General features: G+C 41.3%; 14 protein-coding genes, 1 other RNA gene and 2 other annotated features. Of the genes, 2 read left to right on the plus strand and 13 right to left on the minus strand.

All coding sequences use genetic code 11. The annotated features are described in order from the left end of the window. Nucleotides 1–13 precede the first annotated feature (13 nt). The 8 genes from alaS to cymR form a co-directional block, all read right to left on the minus strand. Entirely contained in the window at nucleotides 14–2,656 is a 2,643-nt protein-coding gene (gene alaS, locus HUX68_RS05575; protein WP_174613895.1) for an alanine--tRNA ligase, read from the minus strand. 57 nt (nucleotides 2,657–2,713) lie between these two features. Beyond that, nucleotides 2,714–2,923: a binding site (T-box leader), on the minus strand. 45 nt (nucleotides 2,924–2,968) lie between these two features. After that, nucleotides 2,969–4,033: an AI-2E family transporter gene (locus HUX68_RS05580; RefSeq protein WP_174613896.1), complete on the minus strand. Its 1,065-nt coding sequence runs from the start codon at nucleotides 4,031–4,033 to the stop codon at nucleotides 2,969–2,971. 46 nt (nucleotides 4,034–4,079) lie between these two features. Continuing rightward, on the minus strand, nucleotides 4,080–4,271 hold the full coding sequence (locus HUX68_RS05585; RefSeq protein WP_174613897.1) for a hypothetical protein: 192 nt from the start codon (nucleotides 4,269–4,271) through the stop codon (nucleotides 4,080–4,082). Nucleotides 4,272–4,436: 165 nt separating this feature from the next. Further along, entirely contained in the window at nucleotides 4,437–6,761 is a 2,325-nt protein-coding gene (gene recD2, locus HUX68_RS05590; RefSeq protein ID WP_174613898.1) for an SF1B family DNA helicase RecD2, read from the minus strand. An 18-nt stretch (nucleotides 6,762–6,779) separates the two neighbouring features. Beyond that, nucleotides 6,780–7,448 carry a tetratricopeptide repeat protein gene (locus HUX68_RS05595; protein WP_174613899.1) on the minus strand — a complete coding sequence of 223 codons (669 nt, stop codon included), beginning with the start codon at nucleotides 7,446–7,448 and terminating at the stop codon, nucleotides 6,780–6,782. Between the two features lie 71 nt (nucleotides 7,449–7,519). Further along, nucleotides 7,520–8,629, minus strand: coding sequence for a tRNA 2-thiouridine(34) synthase MnmA (gene mnmA / locus HUX68_RS05600; RefSeq protein WP_174613900.1), 1,110 nt, complete (start codon nucleotides 8,627–8,629; stop codon nucleotides 7,520–7,522). Beyond that, entirely contained in the window at nucleotides 8,626–9,786 is a 1,161-nt protein-coding gene (locus HUX68_RS05605) for a cysteine desulfurase family protein (RefSeq protein WP_174613901.1), read from the minus strand. The genes mnmA and HUX68_RS05605 overlap by 4 nt, the downstream gene beginning before the upstream one ends. A gap of 30 nt (nucleotides 9,787–9,816) precedes the next feature. After that, complete coding sequence (gene cymR / locus HUX68_RS05610; protein WP_174613902.1) at nucleotides 9,817–10,236, minus strand: cysteine metabolism transcriptional regulator CymR; 420 nt, start codon at nucleotides 10,234–10,236, stop codon at nucleotides 9,817–9,819. A 156-nt stretch (nucleotides 10,237–10,392) separates the two neighbouring features. Between cymR and HUX68_RS05615 the strand changes: the two genes are divergently transcribed. Both HUX68_RS05615 and HUX68_RS05620 read left to right on the plus strand, forming a co-directional pair. Continuing rightward, entirely contained in the window at nucleotides 10,393–11,673 is a 1,281-nt protein-coding gene (locus HUX68_RS05615) for a replication-associated recombination protein A (RefSeq protein ID WP_174613903.1), read from the plus strand. A 97-nt stretch (nucleotides 11,674–11,770) separates the two neighbouring features. Beyond that, nucleotides 11,771–12,424, plus strand: coding sequence for an RsfA family transcriptional regulator (locus tag HUX68_RS05620; RefSeq protein ID WP_174613904.1), 654 nt, complete (start codon nucleotides 11,771–11,773; stop codon nucleotides 12,422–12,424). Nucleotides 12,425–12,471: 47 nt separating this feature from the next. On the opposite strand, the gene HUX68_RS05625 is transcribed toward HUX68_RS05620, so the two are convergent. The 5 genes from HUX68_RS05625 to HUX68_RS05645 form a co-directional block, all read right to left on the minus strand. After that, entirely contained in the window at nucleotides 12,472–14,175 is a 1,704-nt protein-coding gene (locus tag HUX68_RS05625; protein WP_217424788.1) for an IS1182 family transposase, read from the minus strand. 148 nt (nucleotides 14,176–14,323) lie between these two features. After that, nucleotides 14,324–14,502: non-coding RNA, 6S RNA (gene ssrS / locus HUX68_RS05630), on the minus strand. Nucleotides 14,503–14,620: 118 nt separating this feature from the next. After that, nucleotides 14,621–16,387: an aspartate--tRNA ligase gene (gene aspS / locus HUX68_RS05635; RefSeq protein WP_174613905.1), complete on the minus strand. Its 1,767-nt coding sequence runs from the start codon at nucleotides 16,385–16,387 to the stop codon at nucleotides 14,621–14,623. A gap of 1 nt (nucleotide 16,388) precedes the next feature. After that, nucleotides 16,389–17,669, minus strand: a complete 1,281-nt coding sequence (hisS, locus tag HUX68_RS05640; protein WP_174613906.1) for a histidine--tRNA ligase — start codon at nucleotides 17,667–17,669, stop codon at nucleotides 16,389–16,391. A 54-nt stretch (nucleotides 17,670–17,723) separates the two neighbouring features. Beyond that, nucleotides 17,724–17,944 (minus strand) — a binding site (T-box leader). Nucleotides 17,945–17,995: 51 nt separating this feature from the next. Continuing rightward, nucleotides 17,996–18,172, minus strand: a complete 177-nt coding sequence (locus HUX68_RS05645; protein ID WP_174613907.1) for an RNA polymerase sigma factor sigma-70 region 4 domain-containing protein — start codon at nucleotides 18,170–18,172, stop codon at nucleotides 17,996–17,998. Between the last annotated feature and the right edge of the window lie 51 nt (nucleotides 18,173–18,223).

An 18,223-nucleotide genomic window follows, 5' to 3' on the forward strand; every position in this document is an offset into this window, starting at 1 on the left:
TGAAAGGAAGAGATTATTCTTCCGTATTATCTTTAACATATTTTGCTGCAAATAAAAGTGCCTCATCAATCTTTTCAGGATTCTTACCACCTGCCTGTGCCATATCCGGGCGGCCGCCTCCACCGCCGCCGCACAGTTTGGCAGCCTGTTTAATCAGATTTCCGGCATGGAGTCCATTGTCCATCAGGTCTTTTGATACACCTGCTGCAAGCTGGACTTTCCCGTTATTCTCAGCAGCAAGAAGAATAACGCCTGTTCCCATTTTTTGCTTCAGGTCGTCCACCATATTTCGGAGCTGATTCATGTCTTTTACGCTTACTTGCTGCGCCAGAACGTTTACGCCATGGACTTCTTCTGCTTTATCAAGGATGGATGAAGCTTCAGCATTGGATAATTTGGCACTTAAGGACTCATTTGTTTTCTCCAGTGCTTTCATATCCTGGAAAAGAACTTCCACACGCTCAGGTGCATTTTCTTCACTGGTTTTAAGCAGCTGTGCTGTTTCATGGAGCAGGTCAAGCTTACTGTTTATATACTCATACGCCTTTTTACTTGAAACGGCCTCAATTCGTCTTGTTCCTGCCCCGATGCCTGTTTCAGAAACAAGCTTAAACAACCCAATTTCTGCTGTGTTCGTTACATGACAGCCACCGCACAATTCAATGCTGTAATCACTTATTTGCACAACGCGGACGATATCTCCGTATTTTTCACCAAATAAAGCCATAGCCCCCATTTCCTTGGCTTCATCAATTTTCATGTTTTCAATAACCAAAGGAATGGATTCCCAAATTTTACGGTTTACATTGTGCTCAATCTCTTCCAGCTGCTCGGATTCCACACTGCCAAAATGGGAAAAATCAAAACGTAACCGGTCTGGTGTTACAAGCGATCCGGATTGATTGACATGATCACCCAGTACATCTTTTAATGCCTGATGAAGAAGGTGTGTTGCCGTGTGATTTTTGATGATTGATTTCCGGAACTCCTTATCAATAATAGCTTTGACGGAATCACCTACACAAATCTCTCCATCTTTAATATTTACCTTGTGAATATGCTGGCCTTTTGGTGCTTTTTGTACATCCTCAATATAACCCGAGAAGTTGTCAGTGTAAATCCAACCTTGATCGGCAATCTGTCCACCGCTTTCTGCATAAAACGGCGTTTCCTTCATCGTAACGAGAACACTGTCGCCAGAGGGTGCCGAATCCACGAATTGATCAGCGGAGACAATGGCGGTAATAGAAGTCTCCACTTCACCATGCTCATAACCAATAAACGAGCTTTCTGCATCCAGCTCACCTAAGACACCATCTTGCACTTGCATCGAATCCGTTTTCTGGCGGGCTTTACGGGCACGGTCACGCTGCATTTCCATTTCATGCTGGAACCCTTCGTCATCAATAATGAAGCCTTCTTCAGCTACATATTCCTCAGTTAATTCTTTCGGGAAACCATACGTGTCATAAAGCCGGAATACCTCTGTTCCAGGAAAAACATTGCTTCCTTTTTGTTTTTCTTTCTCCATAATTGTTGTTAATATTTCCAAGCCATCATGAAGCGTTTCATGGAAACGTTCTTCTTCGGCCTTTACTACATTTTCAATATATTCGTATTGTTTGACAACCTCCGGATAAAAATCTTTCATGATTTCACCAACAACCGGAACCAGTTCGTACATAAATGGTTTATCAATACCAATCTGTTTGGCAAAACGGACTGCGCGGCGCAATAACCTTCTCAGCACATAGCCCCTGCCTTCATTCGATGGAACTGCATTATCGCCAATGGCAAATGTAACTGTTCGGATATGATCAGCAATTACCTTAAAGGCCGTATCCGCATCTTTGCTTTGTCCATAAGACACTCCAGACAATTCTTCTGTTTTTTGGATTAGCGGCATAAACAGGTCAGTTTCAAAGTTTGTCGGTGTATCCTGAATGACACAAACGATCCGTTCAAGCCCCATACCTGTATCAATATTTTTCTTTGGCAGCGGTGTGTACGTATCATCCGGATTATGGTTGAACTGGGAAAATACCAGGTTCCATATTTCCAGATACCGTTCATTTTCGCCACCCGGGTACAGTTCAGGGTCATTTGGATCAGACCCATATTTTTTACCACGGTCATAAAAAATTTCTGTATTGGGACCGCTTGGACCTTCTCCGATATCCCAGAAATTTTCCTCGAGACGGATAATACGTTCTTCCGGAATGTTAACATGATTAAGCCATAAATCATACGCTTCATCGTCCTCCGGGTGTACCGTAACCGACAGGCGGTCAGCATCAAAGCCAATCCACTTGTCACTTGTCAGGAATTCCCATGCCCATTCCATTGCTTCTTTTTTGAAATAGTCGCCGATTGAAAAGTTCCCCAGCATTTCAAAGAATGTATGATGTCGTGCGGTAAATCCGACATTTTCAATATCATTTGTCCGAATTGACTTCTGTGCGTTCACAATGCGGGGGTTTTCCGGAATTACCCGACCGTCAAAATATTTTTTCAGCGTAGCAACACCACTGTTAATCCAAAGTAAAGTCGGGTCTTCTTTTGGCACAAGTGATGCACTCGGTTCGACGCCATGCCCTTTTTCTTTAAAGAAATCCAAAAACATTTGCCTTACCTGAGCTGATGTTAAGTTTTTCATGCTCCATCCTCCATATCTGCAGTTTAATTCATTAAAAAAATCTCCTCTCTGCATCGTTGCAGGGACGAGATTCATCGCGGTACCACCCTAATTATGAACCAAATAATGGTTCATCACTTAAGCATGCTAACGGTTTGCAAACCGGCGGGGATTAACCGCACTCCGACATAGCTTTCCATGACCTTTCATTTAAGACTTCTTACAGCCGAAACGGAAGTCTCTCTCTTTAAAATAGTATCATGTACTCCGTGTCTTCAACGCCTTCTTGTATTTATCAGTTATGCGATATTATAAGAAAACAATAGGAATATGTCAATGATTTCGACCCAGAGCTGTTGTCTGTTCAAAAACCACCTTCAGAACGGTTAGAGCAGGGACGGCCAGAATCATTCCGATGATACCAAATATTTCGCCTCCAACAAACAATGCAAGGATAATTGCTACCGGGTGAATCTGGATGCTTTTCCCCATTATATACGGAGTCAGCAAATTCCCTTCAATAAGCTGGATAACAAATAAACCGATAATAACAACAAGCAACAGTTCAGAGGCGGTCGCAGCAGTTATTGCAATCACAGGCACTGCTCCGATAATTGGTCCGAAATAAGGTATTAAATTCGTTATACCAATAAAAACAGCCAGCAGCAAAGCATAGTTAATATCTAAATAATAGAGAAATGCAAATGCAGCTGTTGATACAATTAGACAAACGAAAAGCTGCCCTCGGATATAGCTGCCTAAACTACTATCCAAAGAACGGATAAATTGACTCAAATCACCTCGGTATTTTTCCGGTACCCATTGTTTTATAAATTCCTTCAATTGTGTGAGATCCTTTAAAAAATAAAATACCAGGACAGGAATTATGGTTAAAAGGATGATCATATCAAAAATCTTTGTAAATCCTCGAACCAAATTGGTAAGCAAGTTTTCAACGTAGGTTTCCATTTCATACAAAAGCTCATCCATTTTATCATGGAAATGTTCCGGTAAAAAGGACGTAAATTCATACAACGAATAAACAAAATCACGATACAGTTTTAAAAGATGCGGCAATTGTTCTTTCAACCCGCCCAGTTGATGTATCATTGCAGGGTAAACCCGGTAGATCAGGTAGGCACTTCCTCCGAAAAATACCACGTAAATTATCATTATTGCCAAGCCTTTTGGCATATTATATTGGCTCATCTTCCGGACAACAGGAAATAGCAAGTAAGCAATAAGTCCGGCTGCCAAAAACGGAGCAGCAATATGCCAAAGAAATGAAAAAACAGCTCCAATAAATGGAAACAGTTTAATAACCAGAAAAACAAATAATATTATAATTATTCCGGTAAGGGAAGTCAGAAATAAATTCAACAGCTTGGTTTTAAACATGTAATTCCCCCTCAGCACATATAAAGACATAAGTCATTGCTAAGGACTACCATTGAATCTTCCGTTCATCTTCAGTAAACAAGTCATCGAGTGAACTAAGCGAACCATCTGATTCCACCTGATGAATTGCAAGCACATTTTCATCAACAGACAATTCGATAAAACAATTCCAGCAGTAGTATTGCTGTGGACCAATTTTACCCAGATCATTCCCTTTGCAATTCGGGCATTCGAACATACATAAAGCTCCTTTGATTAGAAAACTTGGTTTTCACCAAGCCTTTAGGTGACGGCCTTAGTTGCATTTATGCAGTAAGAAAATTTTATACTTTCTTACCTGTCAAAGCTAGGCCAGAGTTTTTCTATTTATCGTTGCCCGAAATTAAAAAAATATACCTCACTTTCACATGAAATCATATGGCGAAATTTCTTCCTCTTCCGAATCGTTCTCAGGTTCCGGCATAGTGTTTGATATTCTCGTTTCCAATAAATATGTTAACGATGTATATCGTTTATTTGTGTCTTTTGTACGAACTCCTTTTAAAAATGCATGCTGTTCCCCGCAAATAATCAATGATTGCTTGCTTCTGGTAATAGCTGTGTACAACAGGTTTTTCCTGAGCATCCGGTTATAACCGGATGCTACAGGCAAAATGACGATGGGGAATTCGCTGCCCTGTGATTTATGGATGGATATACAATAAGCGTGCATCAGATTTATATAATCCTTACGTTCATATACGACTTCTTTTCCATCAAACGTGATAACCAGTTGTTCAACATGATCCTTATTTTCATCTTCTTCAAAGATAGCGGCGACCTCACCTATATCTCCGTTGAACACGCCATCTTCCGGTTGGTTCACAAGCTGAATTACTTTATCACCAATCCGGAATAGCACATCATTTGCTTTCACTTCACGTTTCGCAGCGGTTTTTGGGTTAATAAGTGCCTGCAAATGTCTGTTTATCACGTTTATTCCAGCCTGTGAACGGTACATTGGAGCAAGAACCTGGATGGTTTTCGGGTCTATTCCTTTCCGCTTGGCACTGGTAAACACTTTATTAATAACATCAATCATTTGAAATTCCCTGCAGGCAATAAAACTGAAATCTTTATCATTTGCCAAAGATTCATTACTGCATCGATCATGTTTAATTAAATGTGCAAGCTGAATAATTTTTGATCCTTCTTTCTGCCGGTATACTTCATTCAAACTCACAAATGATATAAATCCGCTGCTTAATAAATCTGACAATACCTGACCAGGTCCGACCGATGGAAGCTGATCCTCATCACCAACAATCAATACTTGCATATCATCGGGGATAGCCTTAAACAAACTGTTAGCCAGCCATATATCAACCATTGAAAATTCATCAATAATCAGATACTTGCCTGCCAGCTGATCATCCTCATTTTTACTGAAACCGTTATGACCATCCCAACCCAGCAAACGATGAATCGTAACTGCCGGCAGCCCGGTTGATTCATTGAGTCTTTTTGAAGCACGGCCTGTTGGAGCTGTTAATACAAAAGGAAAATCAGTTTCAGAATCATAATCTTTAGGATCCATGGACATCTGATGAATCGATGCATAAGCCTTTACAATCCCTTTAATAACAGTTGTTTTTCCAGTCCCCGGACCACCTGTAACGATCATTAATTTTGACTGCAGTGCCTTACTTAATGCATCGAATTGTTCCTTGCCATAACTTAAAATTTCTGTTTCCTCAATATCACCGATTATTTTCATTAATTCTGCCGTTGTCGTATCAGTTTCAACTGGTTTTTCCATCAATCGTTTGACACTTGAAGCAAAACCATCTTCAGCGTAATAAAGTGATGGCAGATAAACATTACCATTCTGAATGATGACTTTCTTCGTTTTGTTAAGTTCCATCAATAATTCTGAAACATTATCATATGTAAGGGGCTGTTGATGGTCAAACAGCAATTCCATTACCTGACCAATGCATGTATCCAACGGCAGGTAGACATGTCCATTTTGAATATTTTTCTGTAAAACATAAATACACCCCGCTGAAATACGATTAGGATGTGTTAGCGACAGACCGTTTTGCTGGGCGATATGATCCGCCGTTCGAAACCCGAACCCTTCGATATCAAACACATACTGATACGGATCACTTTCCAGCACCTCAATTGCCCGCTCTTTATATTCCTGAAATACTTTCTGCGCCAATTTCAGCCCGATTCCATATTTAGCGAGATAAACAACAACATGTTCAAACCCCTGATTTTCCTGCAGTGTCTTTACCAAAAAGTCTCTTTTCTCCGCCTTCAAGCCGGGGATTTCCTTTAACACATCCGGGTTATTCAGGATTTCGGAAATCGCCTGCTCACCTAATTTCCCCACAACTTTCTCAGCAGTTTTTTTACCGATGCCATAAAACAGATCACTGGACAGGTAGGCAGCCAGACCATCTTTCGTTTCCGGAATAAATGTCTGATATGAGCTTACATTATATTGCATGCCAAATTTCACATGGTTTTCAAAGGTTCCGTAAAAATTATAGACCGTTGCATCCTGCAAATTGGAAAAATAACCTTTAATCACGATATCTTTCGCCTTAAGGTCCTCATTTGTATCATGTACCTTTATTTTTGCAATTGAAAAATGCTCCTGCTCATTCTGAAAAATGGTATACAGAAGCTCTCCCTTAATATATCCTCTTTCATGATCCATTTTGCTGTCTGCTGCCATTAACATTACCCCGCCATCTTACAAATCGGTATTGTTCAGTAACTGTTCAATTTGGCCTTTTCCGTTAGCTGCCAGTGTGTGCTCCGGCTGTATTTCCAACGCCTCATCAAAGTGATGCAATGCTTGTGTAAGATCTTCATCGTACAATGCGATAACTCCTAAATTATAGTGTGCATCACTATGCTGTGATTCCAGCTTCAGTACTTTTTCAAACACCCCTTTGGCATCCTTGAGGTGATCACTTTGTGCAAGTGTCAATCCATACTGAAACAGCACTTCCTCATCTTCCGAATCCAGCTCAGTTGCCCGTTGCAGATATGGCAATGCAAGCTTGAAATGCTCCTGATGGTAAAAAGTCATACCAAGCATAAAATAGGCATCTGCTTCCAGTAATCCGATTTCAATTGCTTTCTGAAAATTTTCCTGTGCTTTAGGGTAGAGTGATTGTTCATAATAAATATTACCCAGTCCATAATAGGCTGTTGCGGCATACTGATCCAGTTCAATCGCTCGTTCAAAAAAGCGCTGCGCTCGTTCAAAATCATTAATATGCAGCAATAAATTACCAAAGTTAATATAACCCAATGGTTCCTCCGGGTTTGCCTCGATAATTTCATTAAACAATTCTGCCGCTTTTTCATATTTCTGTTCCTTCATCAATTCAATCGCCTGTTCGGTCTTGTCCATTATATTCAGCCCTTTCCGCGTTTTCAGCTTTTGCTAAAAAAATAGAGGATCATGCAAGATGATCCTGAATGTTATCCGACATAATCCAATGAGGCGTCATTTTTGAATACTTCATCGATGGTACCCCCGCCAAGGCAAATCTCTCCATCATAAAATACAACTGCCTGTCCAGGTGTAACAGCTCGCTGTGTGTCTTTGAATTCCACGTTCACCTTTCCATCATCAAGCGGATGTACAATGACTTCACTATCTTTTTGCCGATATCGAAACTTAGCGGTACATGTAAAAGGTTCGGCCGGCGTGTCACCAATCCAGTTTACGTCCATTGCCAACAGCCCGTCTGAATAAAGTTTATCATTTGCAAAACCTTGCTCAACATAGAGGACATTGTCTTCCAGGTTCTTGCCAACAACAAACCATGGATCTCCGGAACCGCCTATTCCCAAGCCTTGACGCTGACCAATTGTGTAATACATTAATCCATCGTGGCGCCCTTTTTCAGTTCCTGACAAAGTTTTCATCAATCCAGGCTGTGCCGGTAAATACTCGCTCAGAAATTCCTTGAAATTGCGTTCTCCGATAAAACATATTCCTGTACTGTCTTTCTTTGTTGCCGTAACCAGGTCGTGTTCTTTGGCAATTTTACGTACTTCTTGCTTTTGCAGATGTCCCAGCGGAAACATTACTTTTTCTAGAACATCTTCTGTCAATTGATTCAGGAAATATGTCTGGTCCTTATTGTCATCAACTCCACGAAGCATTTCATATCTGCCATTGTTTTCCCTTACTTGTGCATAGTGTCCGGTTGCCAAATAATCCGCTCCCAGAGACAATGCATGGTCAAGAAATGCTTTGAATTTAATCTCCTTATTGCACATCACATCAGGATTAGGCGTTCGTCCGGCTTTATATTCATCTAAAAAATAGGTGAACACTTTATCCCAGTACTGCTTTTCAAAATTTACCGCAAAATATGGAATATCAAGCTGATTGCAGACCCTGACAACGTCATCAAAATCTTCCGTCGCCGTGCAAACACCATTTTTATCCGTATCATCCCAATTTTTCATAAAAATACCAACTACATCGTAGCCTTGTTCTTTCAACAACAGTGCTGCAACTGAGGAATCAACTCCTCCGCTCATACCAACTACTACTCTTGTATCTTCTTTACGCTTCATTGTTGCACCTCCTTACTCGCAGACAAACGTCTGACGATTTTTGCAACACGTCCGGCTGCATCTTTCACATTTTCTTTTGTATTATGAATTCCGAAACTGAACCGTATGGAATTGGTTGTCCGCTCATTATTTTCTCCATACATGGCGGTCAGTACATGTGAAGGTTCAACAGATCCCGCTGTACATGCACTCCCGCTTGATACTGCAATCCTGTCGAGATCAAGATTAGTCAGCATGGACTCAACATTGGTTCCTGGAAAACTGATATTCATAATGGAAGCAATTGCATTTTCGGCAGTTCCATTTACTTCAAATTGCACACCTGCTTCGGTCAATTCATTTATAAACAAACCTTTAAAGTCGGCATACAGCTTGTTTCGATTCACTTTGCTCTCCATCATAATTTCAACCGCTTTTTGAAACCCTACAGCACCGGCCACGTTCTCTGTGCCTGGCCTGCGTTTCCTTTCCTGCTCACCACCATACTGGATCGCTTCAAGCTTCACATCATCGGCAGCATATAAGAAACCAATCCCTTTTGGACCGCTTAATTTGTGTGATGATACCGACAACATATCAATGCCGGAATCTTTTACATCAATATCAAGCAAACCGTATGCCTGTACAGCATCTGTATGAAAATATGCCTGATGCCTGGATAAGATTTCACCAATCTCTTTAATAGGCTGAATCATACCAGTTTCATTATTGACATACATGACTGATACCAAAATCGTGTCGTCGGTAAGCGCATCTTTTACAGCGTCCGATGACACCACGCCTGTTTCATCGACTGGAAGATATGTCACGTCAAACCCTTTGCTTTCAAGGTAATGAGCAGTATGAAGTGTAGCATGATGCTCCTGTACCGTAGTAATAATGTGATTGCCTTTATGTTGATTGGCAAATGCAGTTCCAATCAATGCCAGATTATCAGCTTCGGTTCCGCCGCCGGTTAAAATGATTTCCTTCTCATTTGCCTGAATACTCCCAGCCATAACTCGGCGTGCTTCATCCAAATGCTGCCGTGCTTTTCTCCCAAAAGAATGAACACTTGACGGGTTTCCGAAAACCCCATTCATAACAGGAACCATCGCATCTGTTACCCGTTTATCCATTGGTGCTGTTGCAGCATGGTCCAAATAAATATAGTCCAATCTTTCCAAACCCTTTCTGTTTCCAAATAATTATATATAAAACATATAAGCATCCTGTAATTTGTCGTCCTGATGCTTTTTTAAATCATCCAATGTTGTTGTATCCAAAACGTCCCGTACAGCATCCCGTATCCTGATCCACAACGCTTGCTGTGCGGGTTCTTCTTCTTCAATGCCTTCAACCGGGGAAATCGGGCCTTCCAGAACACGGATTACATCTCCTGCTTTAATTTCACCCGGTTTTTTCGCCAAAACATACCCGCCATAAGCCCCGCGGATACTATTAATAAGACCGGCATTGCGCAGTGGTGCTGCCAGTTGTTCCAGGTAATGTTCGGATAAATTCTTCTCCCGTGCTATCGCTTTTAAAGACATTGGACCATTTCCATACTTTCTGGCCAATTCAATCATGATGGTAAGCCCATATCTTCCCTTTGTTGAAATCTTCATAATGACACCTCTTATTTATGATAATTCTATAGCTTTCATTATTTCTGTTTTTCAATACATGTTATTATAGCATGAATGACAACCATGTTGCATTTCAGGAAATTCAAGATTACGCTGATATACAAACTATTATTTTCATACAAAGGAAGATGGAAAATGAATCAACAACCACTTGCATATAAAATGCGCCCGACCAATATCGATGACATAATTGGCCAGGAACACCTGATCAGTGAAGGCAAAATATTAAATCGTATGGTTCAGGCGGATCGTCTGGCATCCATGATCCTATTCGGTCCGCCAGGTACGGGGAAAACGTCCATGGCAGTTGCGCTGGCTAAAAGTCTGAACCTCCCATTTAAAATACTAAATGCGGTAGTAGACAAAAAAAAAGATATGGAAATTGCTGTCGAAGAAGCAAAGATGACCGGCCAATCGGTAATGGTTCTGGATGAAGTTCATCGACTGGACAAAGCAAAGCAGGATTTTCTGCTGCCACATATCGAAAGCAATTTAATTACTTTAATCGGCTGTACAACCAGTAATCCATACCATTCCATCAATCCGGCAATCCGAAGCAGATGTCATCTATTCGAGGTGCATAAACTGACTGCAGACCATGTCAAAACAGCAATACATCGTGCTGTGAGTGATGAAACAAATGGTTTTGGGTCCCGAAAGATAAATATATCTGATGAGGCATTGGATCACTTTGCTTTTGCCTCGGGCGGTGATTTACGCGCTGCGCTTAATGGTCTGGAGCTCGCTGTATATTCAACACCCGAAAATGAACAGGGTGAAATTATCCTTAACCTGGACATTGCCGAAGAATGTATGCAGAAGAAGAGTTTCTCCCATGATAAGGACGGTGATGCCCATTATGATGTACTGTCAGCGTTTCAAAAATCTATCAGAGGAAGTGACGTCAATGCAGCATTGCATTATTTATCACGCCTGATAGAAGCCGGAGATTTAGACAGTATTGCACGGCGCATGATTGTTTGTGCATATGAAGATATCGGTCTGGCCAACCCGCAGGCGGGTCCGCGGGCAATTGCCGCCGTTCAGGCTGCCGAACGGGTAGGCTTTCCCGAGGCAAGGATACCTTTATCAGTAGCTATTATTGAACTGGCCCTCTCTCCAAAATCAAATACAGCCTATAATGCGCTTGACAAAGCTTTGTCGGATATCCGCAGCGGGAAAAGCGGCGATGTACCTGCTCATCTGAAAGATTCCCATTATCAGGGTGCCAAACAATTAGGTAGAGGTATTGAATATCAATATCCGCACAATTACGATAACGGATGGGTAAAACAACAATATCTGCCTGATTCTATAAAAAACAAACACTACTACCAGCCAAAGGATTCTGGCAAATTTGAACGGGCACTGAAGCAGGTTTATGAGAAAATACAGTCCGACTCTGATAAATACTAGATAGTAGACGTATAAATCCTTTTCATACCGGTCACAATAGTCATAAAGATTTTAATCTATGTTATGAACATGCCGATTTGGAAAAGGAGATGAAAAAATGGTTAAAGTCAGACAGGATGCCTGGTCACACGAAGATGACCTGTTACTGGCAGAAACGGTCTTGCGCCATATACGGGAAGGAAGCACCCAGTTAAATGCATTTGAAGAAGTAGGAGATAAACTAAACAGGACTTCAGCTGCCTGTGGATTTAGGTGGAACGCGGAAGTCCGGGCAAAATATGAAAATGCTATCGATCTGGCAAAACGTCAGCGGAAAGAGAAGAAACGTGCACAAGCTGTAAACGCATCAAAAAGCAAACAAACAGTTGCACCTCTTCCGCAGCGTACAACTGTCACAAACACTGAAATACAGCAATCAGAAACACCGGAACTCAGTATGGATACTGTCATTCATTATTTAACCCAACTGAAAGAAGACTATCATGCTTCCAATCAATCGAAAGTATCATTGGAACAAGCTGAAAATGAAAACCGAATGTTACGGGAACATGTAGAAGAGTTGGAAAATAAACTTGCAGAAACCAAAAAACAGTTTGCAGCTGTACAAGAGGATTATCAGGTATTCATGCAAATTATGGACCGCGCCAGAAAAATGACGGTTTTAGAAGATCAGGGAGCATTTAAAGCACCATCATTTAAAATGGATAAAAACGGAAACCTCCAACAGGTGGCGGATAGTTCGGGTAACTAAAAAAGCGTAAGAACCAGCTTTTAGAAAAGTTGGCATTCGTTAAAGCGTTAAAGCGATTCTGTTAACTGCCAAGAGGCTGGGACATAACTAGCCAAAAATAACTTAAAAATGGTTCCGATCATCGATTGTTGGTGATCGGAACCATTTTGATTTGGATTATTTTTATGATCTGTTGGTTGATTTACGTTCATGGCAGTGTACTTTCGCAAGTTCACCGCCATGAATGCAAATCCTAATTCATTTTCCACTTTCTCTTTGCCCCGTACAGAAAAACGGGTGAAACGCAAATTAGCCTTCAAGAATCCGAAGACTGGTTCCACCTCAATTTTACGTTTACCGTAAATTTCACCAGTTTCTTTTTCCGAAAGCTGTTGTCTCGTATATGCTTTTTGTTGCTCCCACTTTTGGTTATAATAAATTCTTCGGTTATGGCCTTCCTTTGCTTTGGTGCATTGGGATCGTAACGGACAACCGGAACAGTCTTCACATTCATAAACTTTAAATGTCCTTGTATAACCATATCGGTCTGTTCGGTTGGACATATAGCGGAAGGTTAATCTTTTACCATTCGGACAGGTAAAGGTATCATTTTCCTCGCTATATTCCCAATTGGCTACATTAAAGGCGTTTTCCTTATATTTCTTTTTCTTCTCTTTACGGTATTGGTTATACGTAATCAGTGGCGTGCGTTTCCGATTCTCGATGACGTCTTCGTAGTTTTGTTCACTTCCATAGCCTGCGTCAGCGACAATATACGTCGGTAGCTTAAAGAAACGTTCCTCGATATGATCCAGAAAAGGAATGAATGTACGTGTATCTGTCGGGTTTGGAAACACATCATAAGCGAGCGCATATTGTCCTTCTGTCGCAAGTTGCACATTATAGCCTGCTTTCAGTTGGCCATTTCTCATATGGTCATCTTTCATTCGCATAAACGTGGCATCATGATCTGTCTTGGAGTAACTGTTGCGTGTTCTGAAGGTTTCCATGTCCTGCTGGTATTTCTGTTTGCGTGCCACGTAATCCTTAAATTGTTTACGATATTGTTTCGGTGTTTTGCGTTCGGAGCGAAGCCGTTTCCGTTCGCTTCCATCTTCACTTGCTTCGATTTTTTTATTATAGGCTTCAACGTTCTCATCCAGCTTTTCGACTACTTTTTCGAGCTCATCGGTAGATAGCTCATCTGCGCTTTCCCGTTCGATTTCCGGAATAATTTCTTTTTCCAATAGTTCATCATACATCTGGTTGGACTTCTCCACCAAATTGGCACTGTATTTTTCAATCGCTTTACGCCAAACAAATGTATACTTATTGGCATTCGCTTCGATTTTGGTTCCGTCCATAAAAATCGCTTCTTCATCTATCTGTTCTTCCCGTACAAGCTGACAACGAAATTGCACGAAGCACTGACGCAATAGTTCTTTGACCTCTGGATGAACACGGAATCGATTGATGGTGCGATAACTCGGCTCATATCCCTGGGCTAACCACATCATACGTACACTATCGTTCAGTAATCCTTCCACCTTTCTGCCAGAGAAAACAGATTGCGTGTAAGCACATAAAATAATTTTCATCATCATGCGTGGATGATAAGCTGGACAACCAGTGTCACGTAAAAAGTTAATGAATGCATCATCCGGAATAGCTTCCACTATGTCATTCACAGCGTAAGCAATATCATCTTCTTGAAGTTTTATTTCTAAATCTAACGGCAAAACCACTTGATTCATGTTATAATGTTTAAACATAAGGACACCTCCGATGATTATTGTGTGGTTACTTTAATTTTATCAGAAGGTGTCCTTTTTGTTTATTAAAAGCAAAAAAATAAGCGTGGTCTTTCCACTTAATGGTGGAGACCACGCTTATTCTATTTTACTGGGTTTTGTCCCAGCCTCATATCCCAATCGTGCCGTCCATAAGTTTTGATCCCGCTCTCGGCAGGTGGGTGCCCTGTTCCATATTTATTATGCTTCCTCGGACGAGGCGCGCACGCAACATGGAAACACTACAGGCTCCCGTTTATATAGATGTTCGGTCAAAACGATTATGGCAGACGTACACATCAGGATTGCTTATTCTCCTTACTTCAACTGTAAATTTATTCTACCACAGTTCATTTCGATTTTCAATATTCTAAATTTAAAGGATTGATTACAAAAATTACATTTCTACAACATTACCAACTTCTACTCATTTTTTTCCGTCAACATGAATAGAGAGTTCTTCCAGTTGTGCTTGACTCACTCCATCCGGTGCATCGGTAAGCAAGTCGGAAGCTGATGCCGTTTTTGGAAACAGAATCGTATCCCGCAAATTGGACCTTCCTGCCAGCAGCATAATAATCCGGTCCAGTCCCAACGCTATGCCCCCATGAGGCGGTGCTCCATATTCCAATGCCTCCAGCAGAAATCCAAACTGTTCATTAGCTTCTTCCTTGGTGAAACCCAACACTTCAAACATAGTATCCTGCAGTTCACGTTTATGAATACGCAATGAACCTCCACCAAGCTCATATCCATTCAATACAAGGTCATATGCATTTGCTCGAACGCTCTCCGGATTGGATTTCAATTTTTCAACATCCCCACCTGCAGGCATTGTAAATGGATGATGTGCAGCCGTGTACCGATTCAGACCTTCATCATATTCAAACAGCGGCCAATCGGTTACCCACAAATAATTAAACTGACTCTCATCGATGAGACCAAGTTCCCGTCCCAGTTTAAGACGCAACGCCCCCAGTGCATCATACACCACACTTGTCTTATCCGAACCGAATAGCAGCAGGTCACCATCAGCTGCATTTGCCCGCTCAATCAGTCCAGCCTTTTCTTCTTCCGTCAAAAACTTTGCAATCGGACCTTTCAACTCATCCCCTTCTGCCTTCAACCAAGCCATTCCTTTGGCATCGTATACTTTTACAAAATCAGTCAGTTTATCGAGGTCTTTTCTCGAATAATTATCAGCCTGCCCTTTTACATTCAGCAGGCATACTTTCCCTTTGGCACTGATGGCTCCTTGAAAAACCTTAAACGATGAATCTGCCAGTACATCGGAAACATGAATCAGTTCCATTCCAAACCTGGTATCCGGTTTATCTGAACCAAACCTGGCCATTGCTTCGTCATATGGAATCCGTTTGAACGGTGTTTCAATATCGATATGTTTAATTTCTTTCATAACCTGCTTCATCATTTCTTCTGTCATTTCCATAATTTCATTACTTGTCATAAAAGATGTTTCAATATCAATCTGAGTAAACTCCGGCTGACGATCCGCCCGAAGATCCTCGTCTCTGAAACAACGGGCAATCTGATAATATCTCTCAAAACCGCCCAACATGATCAGCTGTTTAAACAGTTGTGGGGATTGTGGCAATGCATAAAATTCACCTTCATGCACGCGACTTGGCACAAGATAGTCACGTGCTCCTTCGGGTGTGCTTTTCGTTAAAATCGGGGTTTCCATTTCCAAAAACTCCCGATTATTCAAAAAGTTCCTTACTGATTGTGTTGTCTGGTGCCTTAATTTAAACGTATTCTGCAAAACATTTCTGCGTAAATCAATGTAACGATACTTTAATCGCATATCCTCGGTTACATCAGATTGATCCTGGATAAGGAATGGCGGTGTCTTCGCCTTATTCAAAATAATAAGTCTATCAGCCATTATCTCTATTTCACCGGTTTCCAGGGCATCATTGACAGTACTCTCATCCCGCTTCACTACTTCACCGGTTATTTCAATCACATATTCGGTTCGAACTGATTCAGCTGTTTCCAAGGCATCTTTGGAATTATCAGGATTGAACACTACTTGAACGAGACCTGATTTGTCTCGTAAATCGATAAAAATTAATCCGCCAAGATCCCGTCTTTTTTGTACCCATCCCTTCAGCAGCACTTTTTCTCCTACATTTTTCTTAGTGAGTGTTCCACTTAAAATTCGTTCCGTCATATCATTTGCCTCCTGTCACTAACTGCTGCATCGTTTCGTCCAGTTTTTCCATTGGTATTTCCTTCTGATCACCGCTTGTCATGTCCTTAACCGTAACAATTTGTTTCTTCAGCTCATCGTCACCGATAACCAGCACAAATTTTGCTTTTAAGCGATCAGCGGTTTTAAATTGGGTCTTCATTTTGCGACCTTGATAATCTTTGTCAGCCTGAATCCCATTTTTCCTCAGACGGTGCAAGAGCGTCATTGCCTGTTTGTCCGCTTCATCCCCCGCGGCGACCAGAAAACAGTCCAGACTTTTGTCAATCGGGATAGCCTGATTTTCCACTTCCAATGCCATCAATAATCGCTCCAGCCCCATACCGAATCCGATTCCGGGGGTTGCCGGTCCGCCAAGTTCCTCAACGAGACCATTGTACCTGCCACCGCCGGCCAGTGTTGCAATAGCCCCAAATCCATCAGCCTCACTCATAATTTCAAAAGCGGTATGATTATAATAGTCCAATCCGCGAACAAGATTCTGATCCACTTCATACTCGATTCCCATACTTGTTAAATATTCCTGTACCTGTTCAAAATATGTCCTTGATTCATCATTCAAATAATCGAGTATCGACGGCGCCGTTTTCATTGCCGGGTGATCACGATCCGTCTTGCAGTCAAGAATCCGCATTGGGTTTTGAGTCAACCGGTTCTGACAATCGCTGCAAAGTTCATCTTTATGCGGTGTGAAATGGTCAATCAATGCCTGACGGTGACTGGAGCGACTCTCCTGGTCACCAAGTGAGTTGATGACAAGTTTCAACGACCTTAACCCCAACTCCTTGTAACAGGTCATAGCCAAATCAATCACTTCTGCATCAACTGCCGGGTTCGCACTGCCCAAGACCTCGACACCAAATTGATTTAATTGGCGCATTCTCCCTTTCTGCGGTCGTTCATAGCGAAACATTTGGGCAAAATAAAACAATTTCACCGGCTGAATCGGATTACCGAACAATTTATTTTGAGCAAATGCCCGAACAACTGAAGCCGTTCCTTCAGGGCGCAATGTCAGACTTCTGCCGCCACGATCTTCAAATGTATACATTTCTTTTTGCACGATATCGGTAGAATCACCGACACCACGTTGAAAAACTTCTGTATGCTCAAACAGCGGCGTTCGGATTTCTTCAAAATGGTACCTTCTGCATATATCCTTGATTTGCTTTTCAATGTAATCCCATTTAGCCGCCTCTTCCGGTAAAATATCCACCGTGCCTCTCGGCGCTTTAAAGCTCATTCCATCATCCCCTATACAAATTTTTAAGCAATATAAAACTCCCGTCCCTTATAATAAAGGGACGGGAGTTACCCGCGTTGCCACCCTGGTTGATGCACAAATGGCATCCACTCTGCACAGTTAACGCCTGCAAAACGTTTGTACCTACTTCAGTACTTCAGTACAAAGCCTAAGGAATGTCTTTCATTGAAGCATCGTGCAAAAATGTTTTCAGCCTGAGACATTTTCTCTCTTTCCACGTGGGTTCCAATTACTTTTTCCATCACCGGTTTGTATTCATTGATCATTTAATATGACTATTATCATAATTGCTTGTTATATGAATGTCAAGAGCGAATAATTTTTTTCTTCAACATTTTTACTTCACCTACTGAAATTCCAAACTCTTCAGCTATTTCCATATAATTATGATTTTTTTCCAATTCCATAAAATGATGTAAATTAACACCAAACACATCATTATTATTCATCGTTGCATTCCATTGTTTTTCATGATAACGCACAGTACATCCCTCCCTCAGTCCCATTAGTTTTGCCTATTTATCAAATATTTA

It is taken from the genome of Virgibacillus ihumii, from assembly GCF_902726655.1.
GTDB classification, from domain to species: Bacteria; Bacillota; Bacilli; order Bacillales; family Amphibacillaceae; genus Lentibacillus; species Lentibacillus ihumii.